The sequence below is a fragment of the Luteolibacter sp. Populi genome, assembly GCF_040801775.1.
In the GTDB taxonomy this organism is placed as follows: domain Bacteria; phylum Verrucomicrobiota; class Verrucomicrobiia; order Verrucomicrobiales; family Akkermansiaceae; genus Haloferula.
Window position 1 is genome coordinate 3599595 of sequence record NZ_CP161812.1, and the last position, 22825, is coordinate 3622419.

Annotated in this window: 23 protein-coding genes, 1 tRNA gene and 1 pseudogene; 7 read left to right on the forward strand and 18 right to left on the reverse strand. The window is 62.5% G+C overall.

Features of this window, described 5'->3' with window-relative positions:
• Positions 1-60: 60 nt before the first annotated feature.
• Together tdh and ABWK72_RS14690 are read left to right on the forward strand one after the other, a co-directional pair.
• Positions 61-1086, forward strand: coding sequence for an L-threonine 3-dehydrogenase (tdh, locus tag ABWK72_RS14685; RefSeq protein WP_367870323.1), 1026 nt, complete (start codon positions 61-63; stop codon positions 1084-1086).
• 40 nt (positions 1087-1126) lie between these two features.
• Positions 1127-1414, forward strand: coding sequence for a helix-hairpin-helix domain-containing protein (locus ABWK72_RS14690; RefSeq protein WP_367870324.1), 288 nt, complete (start codon positions 1127-1129; stop codon positions 1412-1414).
• Between the two features lie 10 nt (positions 1415-1424).
• Here the strand turns inward: ABWK72_RS14690 and ABWK72_RS14695 are convergent, their stop codons facing one another.
• The 11 genes from ABWK72_RS14695 to argC form a co-directional block, all read right to left on the reverse strand.
• Positions 1425-1847, reverse strand: a complete 423-nt coding sequence (locus ABWK72_RS14695) for a hypothetical protein (RefSeq protein WP_367870325.1) — start codon at positions 1845-1847, stop codon at positions 1425-1427.
• 149 nt (positions 1848-1996) lie between these two features.
• The gene (urtA, locus tag ABWK72_RS14700) at positions 1997-3235 is read right to left on the reverse strand and encodes an urea ABC transporter substrate-binding protein (protein ID WP_367875346.1); all 1239 of its coding nucleotides are present in this window, start codon (positions 3233-3235) and stop codon (positions 1997-1999) included.
• A gap of 186 nt (positions 3236-3421) precedes the next feature.
• The gene (locus ABWK72_RS14705; RefSeq protein WP_367870326.1) at positions 3422-4264 is read right to left on the reverse strand and encodes a hypothetical protein; all 843 of its coding nucleotides are present in this window, start codon (positions 4262-4264) and stop codon (positions 3422-3424) included.
• Positions 4265-4494: 230 nt separating this feature from the next.
• Positions 4495-5343 carry an urease accessory protein UreD gene (locus ABWK72_RS14710; RefSeq protein ID WP_367870327.1) on the reverse strand — a complete coding sequence of 283 codons (849 nt, stop codon included), beginning with the start codon at positions 5341-5343 and terminating at the stop codon, positions 4495-4497.
• A gap of 8 nt (positions 5344-5351) precedes the next feature.
• Positions 5352-6584 carry an LL-diaminopimelate aminotransferase gene (locus tag ABWK72_RS14715; protein WP_367870328.1) on the reverse strand — a complete coding sequence of 411 codons (1233 nt, stop codon included), beginning with the start codon at positions 6582-6584 and terminating at the stop codon, positions 5352-5354.
• Between the two features lie 102 nt (positions 6585-6686).
• Positions 6687-7247, reverse strand: a complete 561-nt coding sequence (locus ABWK72_RS14720; protein WP_367870329.1) for a hypothetical protein — start codon at positions 7245-7247, stop codon at positions 6687-6689.
• A 100-nt stretch (positions 7248-7347) separates the two neighbouring features.
• A complete protein-coding gene (locus ABWK72_RS14725) occupies positions 7348-8253 on the reverse strand; it encodes an endonuclease/exonuclease/phosphatase family protein (RefSeq protein ID WP_367870330.1) in 906 nt (301 codons plus the stop codon).
• Entirely contained in the window at positions 8250-8549 is a 300-nt protein-coding gene (locus ABWK72_RS14730; RefSeq protein WP_367870331.1) for a transcriptional regulator, read from the reverse strand. The genes ABWK72_RS14725 and ABWK72_RS14730 overlap by 4 nt, the downstream gene beginning before the upstream one ends.
• Positions 8546-9187 (reverse strand): hypothetical protein, encoded by a 642-nt coding sequence (locus tag ABWK72_RS14735; RefSeq protein ID WP_367870332.1) that lies wholly within the window; start codon positions 9185-9187, stop codon positions 8546-8548. The genes ABWK72_RS14730 and ABWK72_RS14735 overlap by 4 nt, the downstream gene beginning before the upstream one ends.
• Before the next feature lie 125 nt (positions 9188-9312).
• A complete protein-coding gene (argJ, locus tag ABWK72_RS14740) occupies positions 9313-10566 on the reverse strand; it encodes a bifunctional glutamate N-acetyltransferase/amino-acid acetyltransferase ArgJ (RefSeq protein ID WP_367870333.1) in 1254 nt (417 codons plus the stop codon).
• A 41-nt stretch (positions 10567-10607) separates the two neighbouring features.
• The gene (gene argC / locus ABWK72_RS14745; RefSeq protein WP_367875347.1) at positions 10608-11651 is read right to left on the reverse strand and encodes an N-acetyl-gamma-glutamyl-phosphate reductase; all 1044 of its coding nucleotides are present in this window, start codon (positions 11649-11651) and stop codon (positions 10608-10610) included.
• Positions 11652-11737: 86 nt separating this feature from the next.
• Here argC and ABWK72_RS14750 point away from each other — a divergent pair.
• A tRNA-Pro gene (locus ABWK72_RS14750) sits at positions 11738-11814 on the forward strand.
• 524 nt (positions 11815-12338) lie between these two features.
• On the opposite strand, the pseudogene ABWK72_RS14755 reads toward ABWK72_RS14750, so the two are convergent.
• Positions 12339-12514 (reverse strand): annotated as a pseudogene (locus ABWK72_RS14755) (IS630 family transposase); the annotation flags it as partial.
• Between the two features lie 42 nt (positions 12515-12556).
• Complete coding sequence (locus tag ABWK72_RS14760) at positions 12557-13090, reverse strand: hypothetical protein (protein ID WP_367870334.1); 534 nt, start codon at positions 13088-13090, stop codon at positions 12557-12559.
• Positions 13091-13815: 725 nt separating this feature from the next.
• On the opposite strand from ABWK72_RS14760, the gene ABWK72_RS14765 reads away from it, so the two are divergent.
• Entirely contained in the window at positions 13816-14457 is a 642-nt protein-coding gene (locus ABWK72_RS14765) for an HAD family hydrolase (RefSeq protein ID WP_367870335.1), read from the forward strand.
• Positions 14458-14608: 151 nt separating this feature from the next.
• Here the strand turns inward: ABWK72_RS14765 and ABWK72_RS14770 are convergent, their stop codons facing one another.
• The 3 genes from ABWK72_RS14770 to ABWK72_RS14780 all read right to left on the reverse strand — a co-directional run bounded on the left by ABWK72_RS14770 (position 14609) and on the right by ABWK72_RS14780 (position 19036).
• Positions 14609-15943: a DUF3472 domain-containing protein gene (locus ABWK72_RS14770; RefSeq protein ID WP_367870336.1), complete on the reverse strand. Its 1335-nt coding sequence runs from the start codon at positions 15941-15943 to the stop codon at positions 14609-14611.
• Between the two features lie 368 nt (positions 15944-16311).
• Positions 16312-17322, reverse strand: coding sequence for a hypothetical protein (locus tag ABWK72_RS14775; protein ID WP_367870337.1), 1011 nt, complete (start codon positions 17320-17322; stop codon positions 16312-16314).
• 127 nt (positions 17323-17449) lie between these two features.
• Positions 17450-19036 (reverse strand): hypothetical protein, encoded by a 1587-nt coding sequence (locus ABWK72_RS14780; protein WP_367870338.1) that lies wholly within the window; start codon positions 19034-19036, stop codon positions 17450-17452.
• Positions 19037-19169: 133 nt separating this feature from the next.
• On the opposite strand from ABWK72_RS14780, the gene truA reads away from it, so the two are divergent.
• Together truA and ABWK72_RS14790 are read left to right on the forward strand one after the other, a co-directional pair.
• Complete coding sequence (gene truA / locus ABWK72_RS14785; protein WP_367870339.1) at positions 19170-19910, forward strand: tRNA pseudouridine(38-40) synthase TruA; 741 nt, start codon at positions 19170-19172, stop codon at positions 19908-19910.
• Between the two features lie 102 nt (positions 19911-20012).
• Positions 20013-20486 carry a hypothetical protein gene (locus ABWK72_RS14790; RefSeq protein WP_367870340.1) on the forward strand — a complete coding sequence of 158 codons (474 nt, stop codon included), beginning with the start codon at positions 20013-20015 and terminating at the stop codon, positions 20484-20486.
• A gap of 51 nt (positions 20487-20537) precedes the next feature.
• Here the strand turns inward: ABWK72_RS14790 and ABWK72_RS14795 are convergent, their stop codons facing one another.
• Together ABWK72_RS14795 and ABWK72_RS14800 are read right to left on the reverse strand one after the other, a co-directional pair.
• On the reverse strand, positions 20538-21140 hold the full coding sequence (locus ABWK72_RS14795) for a hypothetical protein (protein WP_367870341.1): 603 nt from the start codon (positions 21138-21140) through the stop codon (positions 20538-20540).
• A 60-nt stretch (positions 21141-21200) separates the two neighbouring features.
• Positions 21201-21476, reverse strand: coding sequence for a GNAT family N-acetyltransferase (locus ABWK72_RS14800; protein WP_367870342.1), 276 nt, complete (start codon positions 21474-21476; stop codon positions 21201-21203).
• A 180-nt stretch (positions 21477-21656) separates the two neighbouring features.
• Between ABWK72_RS14800 and ABWK72_RS14805 the strand changes: the two genes are divergently transcribed.
• The gene (locus ABWK72_RS14805; protein ID WP_367870343.1) at positions 21657-22769 is read left to right on the forward strand and encodes a DEAD/DEAH box helicase; all 1113 of its coding nucleotides are present in this window, start codon (positions 21657-21659) and stop codon (positions 22767-22769) included.
• The last annotated feature ends 56 nt before the right edge of the window (positions 22770-22825 follow it).

Genomic DNA, 22825 nt, shown 5'->3' on the forward strand with positions numbered 1-22825 from the left:
TGGAATTCACTATTCCCTAGCCCTGCCCGCCGCTCCATGGAGCATCGCCCCCGGCACTCCATGAAAGCACTCGTCAAAGCCAGCGCCGGTCCCGGTCTCGAAATGATGGACGTCCCGATGCCCGAAGTCGGGCCGATGGATGTGCTGATCAAGATCAAGAAGACCTCCATCTGCGGCACCGATGTCCACATCTGGAAGTGGGACGCATGGGCCCAGCGCACGATCCCGGTGCCGATGCACGTCGGCCACGAATTCTGCGGCGTGGTGGCAGAGGTCGGCTCCGGCGTGACCGACATCGTGACCGGCGAACTCGTCTCGGGCGAAGGCCACATCGTCTGCGGCCGCTGCCGCAACTGCCTCGCCGGCCGCCGCCATCTTTGCCCGAATACCCTCGGCGTGGGTGTCAATCGCCCCGGTGCTTTCGCGGAGTATCTCTCGATCCCCTATCGCAACGTTTACAAGGTCGATCCCTCGATCCCGGAGGAAGTGATCTCCTGCTTCGATCCCCTCGGCAATGCTGTCCACACCGCCCTCTCCTGGGACCTCGTCGCGGAAGACGTGCTGATCACCGGTGCCGGCCCGATCGGCTGCATGGCCGCCGCCGTCTGCCGCTTCGCCGGCGCCCGCCACGTGGTCGTCACCGACGTCAATCCATGGCGCCTCGAACTGGCCAAGAAGCTCGGCGCCACCCGCACCGTGAACGTCGCCGAGGAATCCCTGGCCGATGCGATGAAGTCGCTCGGAATGAAGGAAGGCTTCGATGTCGGCCTGGAAATGTCCGGCCATCCTTCCGGCCTCACCGACATCCTCAACCACACCTCGAACGGCGCGAAGGTCTCCCTGCTCGGGATCTTCCCCGACAAGGTCGCCATCGATTGGGACAAGGTCATCTTCAAGGGCCTCGTCCTGAAGGGCATCTACGGCCGGGAGATGTTCGAGACCTGGTACAAGATGAGCAGCATGATCCGCGCGGGCCTCGATATCTCGCCGATCATCACCCACCGCTTCCCGGTGGACGAGTTCAAGACCGGCTTCGAGACCATGATGTCCGGGCAGTCCGGCAAGGTCGTGCTGGATTGGACCTGATCGGTGCTTGCGAAGAACCTTGATCGGGCAACATTGCACCATGAGGTCAGATCTCGAAACCTTGCCGAACATCGGGAAAAGCATTGCCGCCGATCTGCGCGCCATCGGGATCACTTCGTCCCGCGATCTCAAGCGCAAGCGCCCGATCCAAGTATATCACCAGTTGGAGGCGACGATGGGTCACCGGCACGACCCTTGCGTGCTCTACACGCTGCTCTCCGCCAAACACTTCCTGGAGACGGACGAACGTCTGCCTTGGTGGAAGTTCACCGCTGAAGGCAAGGCCGCCTTGAAGAATGAAGGCCGGAAACTGCGGCAGCGTGTGTAGTGGCTGCGCCTCAAATGCAGTTCCACAGATAGAGCCCGCGCCCGCTCTCCTTCGCCACCCGCGCTACCCGGCGCAGTTCCTCAATCACCGGTCCGAGCTCCTCCGGCTCGCAATGTTCCAGCTCATCGGTTGCCGCCCATTCCTCCGCGGCCGCGGCGATCCGCGCGTCATCCAAGGCAGCCGCAAGCTCCACCAGCTTGCCGGGGAACAAGCTGATCATCCGCTCGCCCCCGTTTTTCTCCAGCACCGTCTCGAAGGCGTCCATGTAGGCCTCTTCCCAAGCCTTGCCCTCGAGGATCGCCCATAGCGTGGAGAACTCGATCGAAGTGAATCCAGTCAGCTCCGCGCGCTCTCCCTCAGGGGCCTCTTGGACTTCATCATACCCAAGCGCCTTGTCCGGCGTGGCAACATACAGCTCGGCGAGAATCGACATGCGGAGATGCCTACCGGAGTTCCTGCCGGCTCCCAATCTCAAAAAGAACCAGTCAGACAGATGCAAAAGAAACCCCCGCCCGGAGAAATCCGGACAGGGGTTGGGCGCGAACGCTGGGGGGAACTGAATGGTCTGCCTAACGCATCAAATTACTTGCTGGCCGAGGCCTTGAAGGTGCCCTTCAGGAAAGGCTCGCCGACGACGCCCTTGTATTCCTTCAGGATCTTGAACTGGCCGTCCGCACGGGTCTCCCCGATGTAGACGTTCTTGGTCAGGTGATGGTTCTTCTGGCTGGTCACGGTGCCGCCGGGGCCGTCGAAGGAGATGCCCTTCTCAAGCTCGGCGACGACCTTCTCCACGTCGAAGCTGCCGGCCTTCTCGACCGCCATCTTCCAGAGATAGACGCCGTTGTAACTCAGCACCATCGGCGAGCAGGTCACGCGGCCTTCCTTGACGATGCCGCTGGTGCTCGTCTTCTTCAGCCAGGCTTGGAAGCCATCGACGAACTTCTTGTTCGCGGGGCTCTTGATCGACTGGAAGTAAGTCCAGCAACCGAGTTGGCCGACGAGTTGCTTGGCCGGCAGGCCGCGGAACTCATCTTCCGAGATCGAGAAGCTGACCACCGGGCAGGTCTCGGCAGTGAGACCGGCGGCGGCATACTCCTTGAAGAAGGGCACGTTGGTATCGCCGTTCAGCGTGTTGATCACACAGGCATTGCCACCGGCGGCGAACTGCTTGATCTCCGCGACGATCTGCTGGTAGTCGGTGTGACCGAAGGGAGTGTACTTGCCGGCCGAGACGATTTCATCGCCTTCCTTGCGGAAGCCGCCGCCGATGTTATCGAGCGAGACGCCCTTGCTGCGCAGATACTCCAGCAGCACCAGGTTGGTGGTCTGCGGATACACGTAGTCGGAGCCGAGCAGGTAGAACTTCTTCTTCCCTTGCGCGAGCATGTAGTCCACGGCGGGAGTCGCCTGTTGGTTCACGGCCTCGGCGGTGTAGAAGATGTTCTTCGACATCTCCTCGCCTTCATACTGGACCGGGTAGAAGAGCAGGCCATTCTTCTCCTCGAAGACCGGCAGCACCGACTTGCGGCTGACCGAAGTCCAGCAGCCGAAAGTCACGGCCACCTTGTCCTGATCGAGGAGCTGCTTGGCCTTCTCGGCGAACAGCGGCCAGTTCGAGGCGCCGTCCACGACGACGGGTTCGATCTTCTTGCCGAGCACGCCACCCTTGGCGTTGATCTCGTCGAAGGTGTAGAGCAGCACGTCGCGCAGCGAGGTCTCGCTGATCGCCATGGTGCCGCTGAGCGAGTGGAGCACGCCGACCTTCACGGTCTCTTGGGCGGTGGCGGGAGCGGCCGCAAAGGCGGTCGAGAGCGCTGCCATGGCGAGCAGGCGTTGGAAAACGGAACGGTTCATAGGATTTGGGACAATGATGTTGGGTTGTTAGATAGGAGGATCGAGAGCCGGGGGGACGGAAAGACCGGACGGCGAAAAAGGCCCGTTCCGGGGGGACCCTGGAACGGACCTTCCCGCAGCAACCGATGGATACCAAGGAAAGGGGGAAACGCCTTAGAAGGCGCAGCCGATGCCGATGTTGGCGGTCAGGAAATCGTTGTCCGGGCGGCCGGAGCGGGTATTGCCCACCACGTCGCTATCGGTCAGATAGTAGGTGAAGCCGCCGTGGAGGTTCCACTCGCCGCGCTTGTCACCCAGGAAGGTGAGCGGGAGCGTGGCATTGACACCCAGCGAGCCGTAGCCAAGGCCGTCATCGACGCTGCCGGAGTGGAAGTCGTCATCCAGGAAGAAGGCGACGTTCAGGGGGAAGGAAAATGTCAAAGGACCGGCGTCGATCGAGTGCGAGATACCGGCGACCAGGACGGTGCCGTTGGAACCGCCGGAAGCACCCGGATCGACTCGGTTGTGGATCACCAGCGAGGGGCTGAGGAAGCAATCGTAGGCGAACTTGATGTCGACGATCTGCTCGTTACCGCTGGCGTAGATCCAGTTCTGATAGAGACCGGTGATGCTGAGATCACCCCACTTGTAGCCCACGCCGGCCCACACGTCGATTTCCTGCAGCTTGCCGCCGATGGAGGAAGGCACCTTGCCGTTCACGTCCCACCAGGTGCCGAGGATCAGGGAGAAATTGGCTGGCAGGCCCCAGGTCAGCTCGAGCGCCGGGTTGAAGGTGCCACCCTCGAGGTCGTTACCGTCGCCCCACACGTCCTGGCCGTAGGAAACGAAGTGCGAATTGAGGTCGAGGCTAAGCGTTCCGGAGAAGAAGTCTTCCTCTTCGATAGGTGCCGTGGTGGTCGTCGTGGTCGTGACCGGGTCTCCGGCATGGGAAACGGCGGTTCCGAGGACGCTGGCCAGAATGGCGCTCTTGAGGATGGCATTCACTGGTGTCTTCATTGGTTGTCGGTATGGTTCAAACGGGAGGCTTAACCCGCGAAACCCACCGAGCATTCGGACGGCCAATGGTTTGCTAGATCAGTGATGCATGACAGGAATCCGAATCCCCTCTAACAGATCATCCCATGAACTCCATTCATGGATATCCGGATATTGTCACCTGGAATCAAGATACACGCGAAAAAGAAACGTGTCCGACTTGACCGAAAATAACGGTTCTAGCGGGGTTTTCAGACTAAGCGACCTAAGCGTGGCACTTTTTGACCTATCGCCCCATAAACCAAGGTCCGCAACTTTCCGATCAAGGATCTCGCCGTCAAGCTATCGGCACACAGCGCGCGGATGACATGCAGCCCCTCCGCCAGGGGCCCGTGCCCGAGGTAGAGCCGCTCGTCTGTTAGAGCGTCCAGCGCTTCACCCGGCCATGCCCCGGCGGGAATCCCGGCCACATAGGCCGTGAGGTAGTGCCCGGCGGGAAAGCGCTCGCGCAGGGCGGCAAGACTGTGGCCTGCAGGCTCAAGCGTGTAGCGCTCGCGGGCCACCAGCTTGCCGGCGAGGACAAGATCGAGCTCCCAACGGAGGTTCTCGTACTCGAAGACTTCGCCCCGCGCCACCCTGCCAGGTGAGATCCACTCGAAGAACAAGAGACCCGCCCCCTCCGTTAGCTCGATCCGGGTCTGCTGGTGATAGCGCGCCCCGGCCTGCGGGATGAAGGGTTCGGGGATCCACTCGATGAACGCAGCTGCCTCCACCGCAAGCTGCTGCGAGCACACCGCCGGTTCTTCACCGCGCGCCCGGTGCACACGCGAGGCCCCGGGCGTGCTGAGGACCAGCCGCGTCCCAGGCCCCGCTTCGACCCGCAGGTCGAGCCGGTCGCCATCGAAGAATCCCGCGGTCGGGTTGACGAGATGAACCAGCAGCACGCCGTCTTCCAGGTGAGGCTTGCTCAAGTGGATCGGCGCGCGGAAGGACTGGCGGGAAAGGTAAGGCACCCCGTCCCCGCGCATCTCGCAGCGGATATCCAGATGCCCGCGGATCGCCCGCCCCGAAACTCCTTCGCTGCTTTGGTCGGGATTCACGGGTGATGTTAGGCCAGCACGGCCGCGAGGCGCTTGCAGACCTCCTCGACATTCGCCCGCGAGTTGAAGGCGGAGATCCGGAACCAGCCCTCCCCTCCCGCGCCGAAGCCGGCACCAGGGGTGATGACCACCTGGGCCTCGCCCAGCATCTTGTCGAACATGCCCCACGAATCGGTGCCCGCCGGGCAGCCGACCCAGACGTAAGGCGCGTTCTCACCGCCGAAGACCGGCAGGCCGGCCGCCTTCACGGCTTCCACCAGCAGCTTGGCATTGCCCATGTAGTGCTCGAGCAGCGCCTTGATCTCGGCTTTGCCCTGCTCGGAGAAGACCGCGGCGGCACCCTTCTGCACCGGGTAGCTGGCCCCGTTGAACTTGGTGCTGTGACGGCGGCTCCAGAGCTGGTGCAGCGGCACCCGGCTACCGTCCCCGGCCTTGCCGGTCACGGTCTTCGGGATCACCACATACGCGCAGCGCACGCCGGTGAAGCCGCCGTTCTTCGAGAAGGAGCGGAACTCGATCGCCACGTCGCGGGCACCTTCGATCTCGAAGATCGAACGCGGGATCGTCGGGTCCTGGATGAAGGCCTCATACGCCGCATCGAAAAAGATCACCGCATCGTTCTCCTTCGCATACTTCACCCATGCCTCGAGCTGCGCGCGGGTGGCGACCGCTCCGGTCGGATTGTTCGGGAAGCACAGGTAAACCAGATCGACGCGCTCCTCCGGCAGGCCCGCCACGAAGCCGTTCTCCGCATTGCAGGGCAGGTAGACCAGACCGGCGTAGGCACCGTTCGCATCGGAATCACCGGTGTTGCCGGCCATCACGTTGGTATCGACGTAGACCGGATACACCGGGTCGGTGATCGCGATCACGTTGCCCTTGCCGAAGATGTCGAGGATGTTGCCGGTGTCGCACTTCGAGCCGTCCGAGATGAAGACCTCGTCCGCGGAGATCCCGAGACTCGCATACTGGTTGTCCACGATCGCCTGGCGCAGGAACTCGTAGCCCTGCTCCGGGCCGTAGCCCTTGAAGGTCTCGCGCACGCCCATCTCGTCGATCGCATCGTGCATCGCCGCGCGCACCGAAGCCGGCAGCGGCTCGGTCACATCGCCGATCCCGCAGCGGATGATCCGCGGTGCGTTGTCCGGATTCGCGTCCGAGAACGCTTTCACCCGCCGGGCGATTTCTGGGAAGAGGTAACCGGCTTTGAGCTTAAGGAAGTTCGAGTTGATCGAGGCCATTGCGGGGCGAGGTGTAAATGGCGGCTGCGGCACGGGCAAGGCTCATCAGACGGATGTGGAGTCCCTCCCGGCCAGCCCTTTGGAAAAAGAACCGCCCACCGCTCAGTAAACCAGATTCCCCCCGAATTCCGGGATCTTCCCGGCCTCGACCTCCTTCGTCCACTGGTCGAGCCTGCCCTCTTCCAACTTCCAGAACACGCGACAGAGCTTGAAGTATTCAAGGACGGTCACCTTTTCGCCGTTCTTGAGCAGGTCTTGGGCAAGGCTCATGTTCGGGCCGAAGGAATTCATCTGCGGTGATCCCGGGCTGCGGCCGGCGGCCAGGAGATGTTCCTTGGCCTTGTCGAGATCGCCAGCGCGGAGCGCCAGGCGACCGAGGACCAGGTTCACGTCCTGAACCGCGTTGCCGTAGTTCCAATTGCCTTTGAAATGCGGTGTGAGCTGCTCCAGTTCGAGCGCCAGCTTTCTCGCCTCGATGAACTTGCCTTTCTTGAAGGCCTCCTTCGCGGCGTCCCCCAGCTCGTAGAATCGCTTTTCCTGAGGAGGCAGGGCGGCGAGTTCGGCTTCCAATTGTTTGGCCTCTTCTTCGGGAGTGGCGGCGTGCAGTCCGGAGGCCGCTGCCGCCAAGACGAGCGCCACGATGGCTTGGATTGAGTTCTTCATGGCTGCGCGGTGCGGTTCTCTTTCATCCCTCTCCCCACTAGCTCACAGGACGCCCGAGGGCAAGATTGCACGAAGCGCTTGGAGCGAGCGGCCGAAACGATCAGTTCGTGGAGTCCAGCACCGCCCTCACCCGCGCGTGATCCGACCCGTGCCGCAAGTGCTCCGTCCACGCTGCCTTCCACCCTATCCCCAGCCAGATCTGGTCCAAGGTCAGCAGCGGCGCGCCGTAGGCCCAGGTCTCGCGGAAGCCGCGGCGGGAGCCGTTGTTGGCGAGGGTCAGTGTCGGATGCCAATCGCGGCACCACTTGGTTTCCGGAGGGGTGTTGAAGTCCCCCAGAACGATCACCTTGGGATCCTCCTTCGCCGCAGCGAGGATGCTGGCCATCGACTTCTCCCGCGGGAGCCAGGGCTGCGAGTGGATATCGACGACCACTACCGTGAACTCGCCGTGCTGCGGCAGAGAAACCCGGCAGCGATAGCAGCGGTAGAGATCCTCCACTCCAAGCGATTCATGGGATAGGATCTTGCCCCGCACGCCGAGCATGGTGCCGCCGAAGCGCTGCCACTCCATGCCCGCCGTCGCGGTCGAGAAGTCCTGCCACTTCACCGGCGTGAATTCACCCGCTTCGACGATCGCGGTGACATCGGTCTCCGCTAGCACCGGCCAGACTTCGGTCGTGCTCTCGAGGCTGCGGCCGCTGTTGTAGATCGCGGCCTGAAGCGAAGACGCCGGAACCGCCGGCGGTGGGTCGAGGCGGAAGGAATGCCAGCCTTCCAAGAGCGAAACAAAGATGCAGGTCACGGCCATCAGGCGCAGTCCCCAATGCTTCACCACGACCACGGCAAGAACACCGGCAAGCAGCCGCAATAACCACGGCGTGGCATAGTAGATCACCGCCGGGACCACCCAGCTATCCCGCCCGCGGCAGATGATCCCGAGCCATGCCAGCAAGAGCCCCGCGATGGCCAGGGCGCGGACCCATGCCTTCCAAGTCCCGCACTTCATTTCCCGAGATTGAGGATCTGTTCAAGGATCGCCAGATAGTCCACGAAGGCCTTCCGCCCGGCAGCCGTGAGCGTGTAGAGCGTCTGCGGGCGGCCATCGCCGGTGAACTTCTCACCGGTGAGATAGCCGGCCTGCTCCAAGGTGCGGATGTGGGTGATCAGGTTGCCATCGCTCATCTCCAACTCGACCTTGAGGTCCTGAAAGGGCCACGGGTTCGCACGCGAGGCCAGCAAGGTCATGATGCCGAGCCGCGCCTTCTCATGGATGGTCTTGTCGAGCTTGGAAAAATCAATCATGCGCCCGGTCCGTCGCGCGGTGTGGTGGTGACAATGACGGCTCCATAGAGCAAGTGGAAGCCTCCGAACGTCGCAGCCATCAGGCCGGAAGGACCGAGGCGATTGAGCACCGGAAAGGCCGACTGGATGAAGGTGCTGCAGGCGAATCCGGCCAGTCCCGTGGCCAGGAAGGCAGCGCCGAGCCAGACCATCGATCGCGGGGCGAACTCGCGGATCGCCAGCAAGGCGAGTCCGTAGTGGAGGACCCAGAACGAGGCCGCCATGAGCTCCGCCTTCACGGCTCCCGGTTCCCGTCCACCGTATTTCAGAACCATCAAGCCCAGGAATCCGCCTGCGATCAGCGGGGGTAACGCGCCGCGCAAGGCCACCTTCAGGCCATGCGACCAGACCGGACGCTCGTTCGCCTTGGACAGCCTCAACAATTGCCACACCGCGAACACGATCACCACCGCCAGACCCACCAGCCAGACTCCACCCCACTTCATCCCGATCTTGCCCTCGGAAAGCCAGCCTGCCGCCACCGACATCGCACCGCCCACCAAGGCCGCCTCCCCGGACAAGGCGCGGAAGATCGTCGCGCGCTCCATCATGGTGCGGATCACCCGCAACTGTTCGGCGGCTTCCTCGTGGGTCGTCATGGCACCAGCTTTGCGGAGCAAAGCTGTAAGTTCCAAGTTAAAAGTGCGAAGTGCCAAGAAAGGCAATCAGGGTTCACTTCCTCTTTCTGCCTTTATTGCCACTTGGACCTTCTTACTTGGCACTTTCAGACCAGCCCGTCCTTCCGCGCCTGCTTCCAGTAGGCGTACTCGGAGCGGTTGAAGTCGATGTATTCCGGCGAGAGGTCGCTGGAGTACATGGCATAGTCGACCTCGCCCTGATTGAGGTCGATCCGGATGCCGAACTCCGGCTTCGCGGCGATCTCGCGCAGTTCGTCCATCGGCGTCGGCGCCTGCAGGCCGCCGAGGCAGGCGGGCTTGCCGTCGTAGAAGATATCCACCAGTTCCTCGCGGATCCGCGCGCGGGAGTAGCCGACGGCGTGCAGCACGCGGCCCCAATTCGGGTCGCCACCGTTCCACGAGGCCTTCACCAGCGCGGACTTGCAGACCGCCTCCGCCACCAGCTTGGCATCCGAGTAAGTGCGCGCGCCCTGAACCTGCACGGTGACGAACTTGGTGACCCGCTCGCCGTCCTTCACCACCGCCTGCGCCAGCTCCAGCATGACCCAGCGCAGCGCGCTGCGGAATTGCCGGCAGAGCGAGCTGTTGCGGCGGATCGGCGGCATCCCGGAGCGACCGTTGGCCAGCACCAGCACCGTGTCGTTGGTGCTCATGTCGCCATCAATGGTGATGCGGTTGAAGGTTTCTTCCACGCCTTCCAGCACCCCCTTGCGCAGGACGGCGCGCGGCACATTGGCATCGGTGGTGATGAAGCAGAGCATGGTGGCCATGCTCGGGGAAATCATGCCGGCACCCTTCACGCAGCCGCCGATGCGGACGCGGTGGCCGCCCAGGTCGAAGGAAATCGCAATCTCCTTCGCGCGGGTGTCGCTGGTGATGATCGCCTTCGCGACCTCGCCGCCTTTGTTGGAATCCAATGCTTCCACGAGTTCGCCGAAGCGCTGCTCGATGCGCACCATCGGCATCGGCAATCCGATCACGCCAGTCGAGCAGACCCCGATCTCGGCGCGCTTCAGTCCGAGCGGCTTGGCCACGCCATTGCACATCACCTTCGCATCCTGGATCCCCTGGACGCCGGTGCAGGCATTGGCATTCCCGCTATTGGCGATGATGGCGCGCAGGTCGCCCAGGCGCAGGTGCGCCTGGGAAAGCTTCACCGGCGCGGCTTTCACGCGATTGGTGGTGAAGGTGCCCGCCGAGCTGCACGGGTGCTCCGAGTAGATCAGGGCGAGGTCGAGTCGCTCTGCCGCGGGGTTCTTGATACCGCATGAGATCGCGGAGCAGCGGAAACCGCGCGGCGCTCCGACGCCGCCTTTGATCCGGGTGACGGGAAAATCCATGGCTGGGTTTGCAGGGGTGGGATGCGGACGCTGAACAAATCTCACGCCAATTGCAACCCGGCTGTCTCGCCAAGGCCGAAGATGATGTTGAATGACTGAATCGCCTGCGAACCCGCGCCTTTTCCGAGGTTGTCCTCGGCGCTAGTTAGGATGATCCGCCCGGTACGTGCGTCATGTGCCCAACCGATGTCGATGAAGTTGGTGCGGGTGACATTTTTCGTGTCGGCGCATACGCCCTGGCCAAGCAAGCGGACGAAGGGCGCATCCGCGTAAGCCGCCGCCAACGCCTCTCCCACCGCCGCCGCGGCGGCCCCGGGGCGGAGCTTCGCGGTGATGCTGCTCGCGATCCCCGAATTCACCGGGATCAGGTGCGGGATGAAAGTGATCACCACGTCCTCCCCCGCCGCCAGCGACAGCTCCTGCTCGATCTCGGAAAGGTGCCGGTGCTTCGGGATCCCGTAGGCGCGGGCGCTCTCGTTGCACTCGCAGAAAAGCAGGGAGAGATCGGCCTTCCGCCCGGCACCGCTGACCCCGCTCATCGAATTCGCCACGATCGTCGCGGGATCGATCAGGCGGGCCTTCAGCAGCGGGATGAGCGGCAGAATGATGCTGGTCGGATAACACCCCGGCGAGGCGATCAGATCCGCCTTCGCGATCTCCGCCGCCCGGATCTCCGGCAGGCCGTAGACCGCCTGCGCCAGCAGCTCCGGAGCCTTGTGCGGATGATCGTAGAACCCCTCGTAAACGGCGGCATCCCGCAAACGGAAATCCGCGCTCAGGTCGATTACCTTCAGGCCCCGCTGCAGCAGCGCGCGTGCGATCTCAGCGGCCACGCCGTGCGGCAGCGCTAGGAAAGCCGCCTTCGCCCCCGTCGCCGCGATCGCATCGGGATCCGGCTCCATGAACGGCAGATCCGCCCCCGGCAGCTTGCGGAAGCGCGGGAAGACGGCGGAAAGCGGCTTCCCCGCCTCCTGACGGGAAGTCGCGGCCACCAATTCGACATTCGGGTGCGCGAGCAACAGGCGCAGCAATTCCTGCCCCGTGTATCCGCTCGCACCAACGATCGCTGTCTTGATCCGTTCCATCGCGGGCGGAAAATGCACGATTTTCAGGGCTTGCCAACCGGGATCTGCCCTGATTCCCTCCTCGCCCCGTCACCATACGAGGTAAACGGGCTGTAGCGCAGTCTGGTAGCGCACCTGCCTGGGGGGCAGGGGGTCGTGGGTTCGAATCCCGCCAGCCCGACCATCGTTGATTTGCAGTAACTTGCAAGAATCCGGGGGCTCGCCGAGGGCCATTTCGGCAACAGATTGGCAACATAAGGAACTCGCTGATGATAAATCTTTAGCGAACGCCACATCCCAGAATGGTCACCGGCACCGATCGGTAAGCGCGTGACGGTCTCCAGCTCCTACCGGTGGAAATGGCTCCACTTGTTCCAGGAGCCTGGTCTGGTTGACGTCGCCGCTTCAGGTGGGGAACAATGGGTGCGTAGAGGCGGTTCGGGTGACGTTTTGATCTTCGCCGGACGTTCGAAAGGGCACGGAGGCTTATAGGTGTCGGCATGCCATGGGCGGTCCCGGTTCGTGACTTTCACCTTAGCCGAGCGCTTCGCTCCCAACCCGAGATCCCGCAGCAAAAACGGATCATGCTGCCGGACGAGCGACTGCATCTTTGGTGTCGCGATGATTTCCTTGAGACGGCCTCGTTGGGTTTCATTGCCTTTCTCATGAATGACCCAGAGCAGTCGTACAACTAGTATCCCGTGACATTTAAAGTTGCGGATACAAGCGCTTGAGTTTGATTCGAGCTTGGGCGGTGGTGAACCGCCATTGGGTTTTGCTGGAGCGGTTGTTCCTGTCGGCTTCCCATGCCGCAGCACGCTCAATTCGATCTCCGCGACATTGAGCCAACTGCCATGCTTGGGGGTGTAGTGGATTTCCAGCCGTTCGCTCGGCAGGTCTTCGCGGAAAAGGCTGTGGGTGGACCGCTACAGTTCATTGAGGGATTTCTCGAAGAGATTCCCTCCTACTTTGCTGGTCACGACCAATTTCCCCTCTTCTACTTGAATGTCTCTAAAGCGATATCCAAATGCGACTTCATCAGGATCCGTTTTCAAAATCACCTCATCAAAAATCACCACCTCACCTTTAATAATCTCCAATCTCAAAGTGAAGTCAGATTGCGTAAGCTCGCACTTCAAAGCCGCTCGCAATGAAGGAATCTTGAACACCTTTTGTTTGTGAATCCATTCATTGGTAAAATCCCGAGCTTCGAATTTCTCCAACCCTTGAAGAATCTCGGCCCTCGGTATCGCTGTGAATTTTTCCATTTGAGCCAAGCCCGTTCTTATCCCTTCAGCATAGAAATGATTCGACCCGTCTGTTGGCAACTCGTCATAACCATGGCGATCAAATTTCAGGTAGGCGCAAGCGACCTTCGAGCTATTAAGGAAAAATTCCTGCTCTGGTTCTGTGCAGAAATTGATGCAAATCCGGCTAAACCCATCCGCTTCGAATTTCATGGGGGCAAGAACTTCACGCGCTATATAATTGCACATGGATCTGGTTCTTTTCAAGAAGCCATACGTGTACTCCGAAGGCAGCCTCAAGTCTCCTATCTTGAGATAAATCGTCTTAAGAATCATCATGTTGATCTATCTCAGGGGCTGTATCGCTCTAGTCTGGTCTGGATGGGCCCACTCAGAAATCGCTTCCATTTGAGAGTCGGTCCTATCTCGCTTCGCGCGGAAGGAGAGTCCACGTGCCGTTGTAATCGCCCATGGTCTTGCCATCTCCATGGAGATTGGTGGGCATGTGCGCCGCGGCGGGGCTTCGGGAAGACTCGCCGCCAGCGTACCTCTCTCGAGTTGCTCCAGTTCCTTCTGGATAAGCTTCACCGCATCCACTTCGCCCGCTTCCGCCGCCATTTCCTTGTGACGTTTCGAGAGAGGTTCGAGTTCATGCGGCAGTTCCGCCCGCGCCCCGGTAGCGAGCGAAAGAAATAACAGCCATGGAATGCGCTTCATGTCTTATGCTATCTGACGATGTCAGCCACCTTCAAGTGGAAACCCATCCCGTGCCGGTGGAGCGGACAATGGTGGTCTGCTAGACGGAAACGTGTTGGATAAGACCGGCCTCGACGGTCGCCCTTTCGGGGCTGAAGAGGGTGGAAAGGGAGGCGCTACGATCCCTCCGGGATCGGAGAGGTTCAGCTTGCCCGGGGGCGGATCCCGCGGCATGTGGGCGCATGCGTTTTTCCGCGGTGCTTTTTGATTTCGACGGGGTCCTGGTGGATACCGAGTGGGCGATCTACGAGGCGTGGCACCGGACTTTCCTGGCGCATCACCATCCGCTGCCGCTGGAGATCTACACGCAGTGCATCGGCTCGGACTTCGATACGTGGTCGCCCAAGACGCATCTGGAGGAGTTGACCGGGCGGAGTTTCGATTGGCACCAGTTGGACGAGGCGCGGCAGGTGGAGATCCGGCGGGACCTGGAGGAGGCGGGGCCGATGCCGGGGGTGGTGGCGCTGCTGGAGAAGCTGAAGGCGGCGGGGGTGAAGCTGGCGGTGGTATCGAGTTCCTCTCACCAGTGGGTGGACGGGTGGCTGGAGAAGCTACGGCTGGCGTCGTACTTCGATACGGTGGTGTGCCGCGGGGATGCGCCGCGGATCAAGCCGGCACCGGATTTGTGGCTGGAGGCGGTGCGGCGGCTGGAGCTGCCGGCGGGGGACTGCCTGGCGATCGAGGATTCGCTGAACGGGGTGAAGTCGGCGAAGGCGGCGGGGCTGAAGGTGTGGGTGGTGCCGAACCGGACGACGGCTTGTTTGGATTTCTCGATGGCGGACCGGGTATGGGGGTCGATGGAGGAGGTGGGAGGAGAGATCTGAAATTTGAAATTTAAGATCTGAGAGGAAGAGACTCCCGGGACGATCGTCACTCGCCCAGCATGAGCGTCCCGATGGGACGCGGTCATTGTGCGGTAGCTGACCCGGCACCTTGTGCGGGCTGTTATAAGTCGTCCCGTTGGGACGGAGAGGCTCAGCCTTCGTAGCCTTCGAGCTTCTTGAAGTCGATGGTAGGCTTCTTGGCGGAGGTGGAGTCGCGCTTGAAGGTGCTGTTGAGCTTGACAGGTTCTTCGAAGAAGCCGCCGTTGCGGAGGAAGAATTCCTTGCCCTTGGAGCCGCCGGAGCGGTCCATGCGGAAGCCGCGGTTGGCGATGTCATCGCCGGTGAAACGGGCTTCGGTGACCTCGTGCCACTGGCCCTTCACGTCGCAGGCCCATTGATTGCCGTAGAGGGCACCGCGGCCGAGGTAGCCATTGCGGTCGGAGAAGTTTTCGAGGAAGGAGTGCGCGCCTGTCAGGTGCTTGTCGGTCTTGGGGCGCTTGAAGCTGGCGATGAGCTTCCAGTCCTTTTTTCCGGGGAGGTAGAACCAAGCGGTGTAGACGGTGGAGCCTTGGCCATCGGGGTGGACGCGGTTGAGGAAGCGGCAGGTTTCGCCGGCTTTCCAAGGGTAGTTCCAGTAGCTCTGGCCGCCGGAGCCCTCGCCGCCGAATTCGCCGCCGTGGACGCCCTCGCCCTTCTTGAGGAGGGCGATCTTGTGGTCTTCCGGGATTTCCTTCGGGTTATCGGTGGTGAAGGGACTCCAGACGGAGAAGAGGATGCGGCGCTCCGTGTCGGAGTTCACCTGCATGCCGAAGTAGCCTTCCCCGAAGCCATTCGACATGAAGTAGGAGCCGATGGGATCGCTGCCTTCCGGGACGGTGATTTCGTTGTAGAACCACTCGACGGGATCGCCCTTCGGGAGGGTGTAGCCGAGGTGGACGGAGGGGCCACGGCGGCCCCAGTAGAAGCGGTTACCCTCGTTATCCTTGACGTAGTTGAGCGCGACAGTGTCGGGGGCCTTGACGGTGACGGCTTCGATCTCGGCGAAGGCATCGCCGCTTTTCTTGAGGCCCTGGAGATCGAGCCGGAGGTAGCCGGCTTCCTTGGCGGTGACCTTCCCGAGGGGGACTTCGGTGGTTTCGCCGCCCTTGAGGTCCACATCGAAGGTCTTGCCGGCGATGGTGGCACGGAGTTTGGACTCACCAGCGGGGGGCTTGGTTTTGAGGGAGAGTTCGAGTTCGCCGGGGCGGTCGATCCGGAAGAAGACGGACTGGACTTGGTCGGAGTTGTCGAGGCGGCTGCTATTGCCATTGCCTCCGCCGCGGCGGCCGCGGCCGGATGGCTCGGCGGAGGATTTGGTGAGGTAGGAATTCCCGCCCATGGGGATGTCCCAGGTTTTGAGTTCGGCGGCGGCGAGGCCGGTAAAGAGGAGGAAGAGGGTGGCGCGGAGACAGGAGGAGCGGGTGGTCATGCGGATGAAACGGCGCATAAAGGCGGTTTTATGCACTGAAAATGTAATTATTGCAGATTGTTGGCCTGTATGGTGTTGGTCCGTGGTTGGGGATCGGTGATTTGAACCACGGATTTACACGGATGGGAGAGAGGCTGTTCCGTCGGGGCGGTGCCGGTGGTGCCGTCCTTGGGGGCGGGCTGTTGGGGACCGTTCTGCCGGGCGGTGCCCGGCGGTCCCAGTAGGGCCATCCGTCGGATGGCGGCGGCGGGGTGAGGGGGTGCCTATTCGGTCCGACGGAGTTCCGGTGTCCACCAACGGTTGGGCGTGCGCGAGGGGTGGGAGGCTAGAGGGGCGCGAGACGCAGCCCCTCCTTGGCGAAGCCGGAGACTCGCGGTCCCAGGAGGTTAGCAGCCCACTTCGGGGTGATGCTTTTTCAGGCAATCGTCACAGACGCCGTGGCTGAACTGGGCCTCGCTGTGGCGCTGGATGTAGGCCTCGACCTGGGTCCAAGTGCCGTCTTCATCCCGGATGTTCTTGCAGTAGGAGCAGGTGGGGAGGATGCCGCGGAGGGTTTTCACTTCCTGAAGAGCGCCCTTGAGCGAGCTGATGAGGGTGGCGTTCTCGCGTTCGACTTCCTTGCGGCGCTCGATCTCGCGCTGGGCGAGGCTGAGTTCGAGGCGGACCTTGGTGACTTCCTTGAGGATCGCGAGGACGGGGCGATTCTCGATTTCCATGCCATTCCGACCGTTCTGCCAGGCGATGTACCAGTAGAGGAAGGGGAAGGCGAAGACGCTGATGACCAGACGGCTGACGAAGGTGCCGGTCATGATCTGGAAGTAGCCGGGGGTGCCGGCGAAGGCGCCGGTGGCGAAGAGGATCACATCCAGCCAGAGGACGCCGAGCAGGGTGAGGAAGGCGCGGACCCAGAGGCGGACCTTGAGCTCGGGCTTGCCGAGGTATTCCCAAGCGATGGCGAGGAAGATGAGATCGGCGAAGGCAGCGAAGATCGATGCCGAGTAGATGCGCAGGCTCTGCGGCGGGAAGTAGCTGGCGGTCTCCGGATTCGAGATGCGGATCTGCCAGTGCAGAACCATGGTGACGATCGGCACCATGATGGAGACGCCGATGATGGTGGAGATGGCAATCCGGGTGGCGCGGGGGCCATCGAAGACATAGACGACGAAGACTCCCAGGAGCAGCGCGGTATAGAAAACCGTGGAGCCGACCATGAAGGAGACGCCGGGCACATTCACCCGCACGCCGGCATCCGTGACCCAGACCATGACCGCCGTGAGGCTGCCGATGAGGGCGTAGAAATGGGCGAGGCCCAGTCTATTGCGCAGGGAGTGCGCCCAGAGAACGAGGAAATAGACGCAGATCGCCTCGATGATCAGGATAACCAATTCACTCGTCATCTTTTGCGCTGTGCCATCATGAAATTGAGTGAGGAGTTCCTCACAAAATTATGGCTTTGTGCAACCAATGACAAGGAATGCGGGGCCTAAAAGGCGCAAAATCGGCCACGACTACGCAAAATTACGGTTACCAATTGTCATGATTGGCGGGCTGGTGCTCCGGATGACTGCAGGTACAGGCGAGCGCGCCGTTTTTCGGGACGGTCTTGACGAAGGTGTAACCGCCGCCGGCCTCAAGGCAGGCGGGCTGCTTGGTGAGGAAGCCTTTTTCGCCGATGACCTTGTTCCAGGGGATGGGATCGCCGGGCTTGAGGCTGTTCATGTTCTGGTAGGCGCGGACGGCCTGCTGGACATTGCGGACGTTCATGACGCAGGCGGCGCGGTCGGAGCCTTTCTTCCATGCGCGAGCGCCGACGAAGAGGACGCTGGTCCCGGCGAGATAGGGTAGCGGCCCGCCGGTGAGCTCCACCGGAAAGGGCATCTCGGCCAGAGTCATGATGCCATCCGGCTCGCAGCTCACGCAGAGGGACCAGGGTTTCGCGGGGAGATTCTTGGTGGCGAACTCGGTGAAGGCAGCACCCTCCGCATTCATCTGCGGCGCGGCGCGGCGGAGCATCATGGCGATGGCCGGGGCGACCTGCGGGGAGACGTAGACGAGAAGATTTCCGGATTCCGGGAAATGATTGCAGGCGGCCTGGTATTCCTTCCACGCGCCAAGCTTCATGGCGGCGGTCTCGACGTATTTGAGATACTCGGCGCGGCTGGTGAAGGTAAGGGTGCCCTGGTCATCGTAGAGCAGCAGGGCCTTCGGCTGGAGGAGCGGCTGGAGCGGGATCTCCCAGCCGCGGCGGCTGCCCTGGACGGTGGCCTTGCCGAGACTTTTCTCCATCTCAGGCAGCATGACCTTGAGCAACTCGCCCGCGCCATCGATCTGGAGGAAGAAATCGACGGCCTGTGGCGAGGTGGGCGTGGCCTTCCATGAGGAGATATCCACGCCGAGGATGAGCTGCAGGTCGGTCTTGGCGAGGAGGCTCTCGACGGTATCGCCGCTGGGAAGCTTCGTGGCCATGGCCTGCGTGGTGTCCTTCTCCTGGCCGATCGCCTTGCCGATGGCGTCGATCACGGCGGGCAGGGCGGTCGTATCAAGCCGGGTCTCCACGACCAGATCGGTCGCGGCGGGGATCATCGAGGGGCTGCGGAACTTCATCGGCTCCTTGCCATAGACCGAGGCCAGGCCGCTGCGGCCGGCGGGGATGTAGGAGTATTGGCGGAGCAGCCAGGCATCGCCGTCCCGCTTGATGCTCTTGCCGGAGGCGACGGCTTGGGCGAGGCCGGTGGCATCGACGAGCGCCCCGGGATCAATCTTGACCTTTTTCTCCTCCGGCGGCGCGGCGCTCATGATGCCATTGACGATCCCGATGAACATCTCGCGCTGGCCGACGTGATCCTCGAAGTGGAGCATTTTACCGCCGACATCGACGCGTCCGGTGACGCGGTTGAAGTGGGCGGAGGTATCGGAGGTGGGTGGCGGGAGGACGGGGGGCTCGACCGGTGCGGCAGGGCCCGCGGCAGCCGGGGCGGAGGAGGCCGCAGCAGCCGGAGTGGTGACCTTGGCCTGCTTGCCTGGGTCGATGGCGGACTTGAGGCGGTCGCAACCGGAGATGAGGAAAGCACCCAGGAGGAGGGCAAATGCCAAGGCGGGGCGGAATATCATGCGGAGTTGATATTTTTAAAAATTGCGAGCGTCAAGCTCGACCGAGTGACGTTGAAGGCCGGAATTTTTAGAATTCCCGGGGTGATGTGATGGTTGCGGAGAGGGGCCGGGCTTGGAAGGCTGGGGCGACCCGATGAAGCTCAAGCTGACCCTCGCCTACGACGGCACGACCTACCATGGCTGGCAGTCGCAGCGTTCCGGGCTGGGGGTGCAGGACCGGTTGCAGGCGGCGCTGGCCGGGCTTTTCCCGGAGGAGCCGCAAGTGACGGCATCGAGCCGGACGGATGCGGGAGTGCATGCGCTGGGGCTGGTGGTGCATTTCGAGGTGAATGAACTGCGGATGCCGGTGAGGCATCTGGCGCTGGCGATCAACGCGCTGCTGCCGGAGGATATCCGGGTGCTGAAGGCGGTGCGGGCAGCGGAGGCTTTCCACGCGCGCTTCGATGCGAAGGCGAAGGAGTACCGCTACCGGATCTGGAACCATGCGGCGATGAATCCGCTGCTGCGGGCGCAGGCGTGGCATGTGCCGCGGGCGCTGGATCTGGCGGCGATGCGGAAGGCGGCGGCGATCTTCACGGGGAGGCACGATTTCCGGGCCTTCACGGCGAAGCGGCCGGGGGTGCTGGGAGATTCAGTGCGGACGCTGAGCAGGTGCGAGGTGCGGCGGCGCGGGGCGGAGATCACGGTGGTTTTAGAGGGGCCGGGGTTTCTCTACAAGATGTGCCGGGGGATCGCGGGAACGCTGGTGCAGGTCGGGGAAGGCAGGTTCCCGCCCGAGGCGGTGGCGGCGATGCTGGACAGCCGCGACCGGAGGAAGGCGGGGATGAATGCGCCGGCGCGGGGGCTGGTGCTGTCGAGGGTATTTTATCGATAGGCGTGTCCCAAGTACGGGCGGATGCCCAATCCACTTGAGAGTCGTTCTTCCGGCCGGGTATCCGGGTGGCGATTTCCTGAACTCCGAACTCTTCCTCCTGTCATGCTCCAAGCACTTCTTATCATTCACGTGGCGATCAGCCTGCTCGGCATCGGCTCGGGCTTCGTGGTCATGGCGGCCATGTTACGCGGCAATCCGCGGCATCCGTGGACCGGCTTCTTCCTGGCGATGACGCTGGCGACGAGCCTGACGGGCTTCTTGTTTCCCTACAGGGGCTTCACGCCCGCGCTCGCCTTCGGGGTGCTATCGACGGTGATCCTGGTGCTGGCGATCTACGCCCTGAAGGCGCGGCGGCTGGAGGGCGGGTGGCGGAAGACTTATCTGATCAATGCGCTCTTCGCGCAGTATCTGAATGTCTTCGTGCTGGTGGTGCAGATGTTCCAGAAGGTCCCGGCGCTGAAGGCGCTGGCACCGACGCAGAGCGAGCCGCCTTTCGGGATCGCGCAGGGGCTGGTGCTGATCGGGTTCCTGTGGGCAGGTTTCGCGTCGGTGAAGCGGGCGCGGGTGCTGGCTTGATCCTTCCCGTTCCCGCCCTCAGCTCCTGCGCTTCTGATAGGTAACCGACGCTCAATCGTCCGCGCAACCGGTCGCCGTCCAGATGCGCTGCAGTTTACAAATGGTCTGGGTGCCGATGCGGATGGGCGGCATGGCCTTGGCGTTCTTGTCCGGCATGTATTCGATCAGGCCTTTGCCATCCACCTTCATGTTCGCGACCATGATGCCCATGGAGTCGTGGTCCTGGCCCTGCTTGTCGTAGGTGCCATCGCCGCGGCCACCATCGAGGCCGCAGGCGTGGATCAACTCGTGGATGGTGATGATCTCCTTCTGCTCCGCGGTGACATTGGGCACCTTGCCGGGGAGGAAGATCACGGCGAAGAAGATCGCGTTCCGCTTCTTGTCGGCCATCGTGGAGGTCTGGCCGTGGAGTTTGGCGGCATCGAACTGGGCGGTGGCGGAGTCGCCGTAGTGAGTATAAGTCTCCGCGCCGTTGGATAGCTTCACCACGACGTTCGCGGAGGTTTCCACCTTCTCGGCGGCGAGCTTCACGGGGAAGCCGAGAACGTTGAACTTCGAGATCGCGGCATCCACCGCCACCGCCCAGGCCCCGGCGCGGTTGTGCACGGTGAGCTGACCGGTGGTACGGATTCGTTTCAGCCAGGGAGTAGGCATGGCAGTCCTCCTTCTTTTAGGAGGACTGCGATATTGGAAGCCCGGCGGAGATTTGCAAGATCATCCCTCCACGTCCCCGCGATACTCGGGATGCCTATCGAGCCAGGCGACGGCGTAGCTGCACAGGGGTCTTACCTTTAGTCCCCGTTCGCGGACGATCTCCATGGATCCTGCCATCAAGCGGCCTGCGGCACCGCGACCGCGGAGAGCCGGGTCCGCCTCGACGTGGGGAAGGATCAGGACATCGCCCTCCCGCCGGTATTCGGAGAAGGCGAGCTTGCCGTCCTCGATCAGTTCGAAGCGCTGGCGGGCGGAGTTGTCGGTGACGGGGTTCATGAGTCAAGGTGGCCTGTTTCTGCTTCCGGTCAAAGGGTCCCGGTGGGGCCGTCCGTGGGAGGCGGTGGCGGGGTCTCATTCATCGCTCGCCACCCGCGGCGTGAGAGGACAGCATCCTGCCAAGCCAACGTCCTGCCGAGCCCGGCGGGAGACCGACCCTTTACCCAGCAGCACCGCACCGTGAGCACATTCCAAGAACTCGGCATCCCCGCCGATCTGATCCAAGGCCTGGGGGAACTCGGCATCATCACGCCGACCGAAGTCCAGGAGAAAGCCATCCCTTTCCTGATGGAGAATGGCGGGGACCTGATCGCGCAGGCGCAGACCGGGACCGGCAAGACGGCGGCCTTCGGGCTGCCGTTGCTGACGAAGATCGATCCGAAGTCGAAGGAGATCCAGGGGCTGGTGATCGCGCCGACCCGCGAGCTGGCGAAGCAGATCGGCAAGCAGCTCTTCCGCTACACGAAGTACTCGGCGAAGATCTTCGTGGAGGTGGTCAGCGGCGGCGACAAGATGGACCGCCAGATTGCCGCGCTGCAACGGTCGACGCATATCGTGGTGGCGACGCCCGGGCGGTTGGTGGAACTGGTGAACCAGAAGGCGCTGACGCTGGCAGGGGTGAAGCACCTGGTGCTGGATGAGGCGGACGAGATGCTGAGCATGGGCTTCAAGAAGGAGCTGTCCCAGATCATCGGCTGGACCCGGCAGCGCCGCAGCACCTGGCTTTTCTCCGCGACCTTCCCGGATTCGATGCAACTCCTGATCAGGGATTGCATGTCAGCGACACCGCGGACGCTGACGATCGACCGCAGCCATGTGGTGAACCGCGATATCGACCACCGCTTCGCAATCTGCGCGCGGGATGAGAAGACGGAATTCATCGCCGGCTTCCTGAGAAAGCACGGCGAGGATCGGGGCCTGATCTTCTGCCGGACGAAGGCAGGCGCGATCACCCTGGGCAAGGTGCTGGCCAAGGAAGGCTTCCCGGTGGATGTGCTGCAGGGCGACCTGACGCAACCGGAGCGCGACAAGGTGATGCGGTCCTTCAAGAAGGAGCGCTTCCGCGTGCTGATCGCCACCGATGTGGCGGCGCGCGGCATCGATGTCGATAACCTGGCCTTCGTGATCCATCACCAGCCGCCGGAGCAGCTCGAATACTACACCCACCGTAGCGGCCGGACCGCGCGGGCGGGCAAGAAGGGGATCTCGATCACGCTGATCGAGCCGCGCGAGCGGGCGAAGATCGAGCGGATCGGGAACGAGCTGGGGGTGAGTTTCAGCGAGGTGCGGTGAGCGGATGGCGGCGGTCTATACGAGGCGGTACCGGAGCAAGGTTTCCGGCCGCCCCC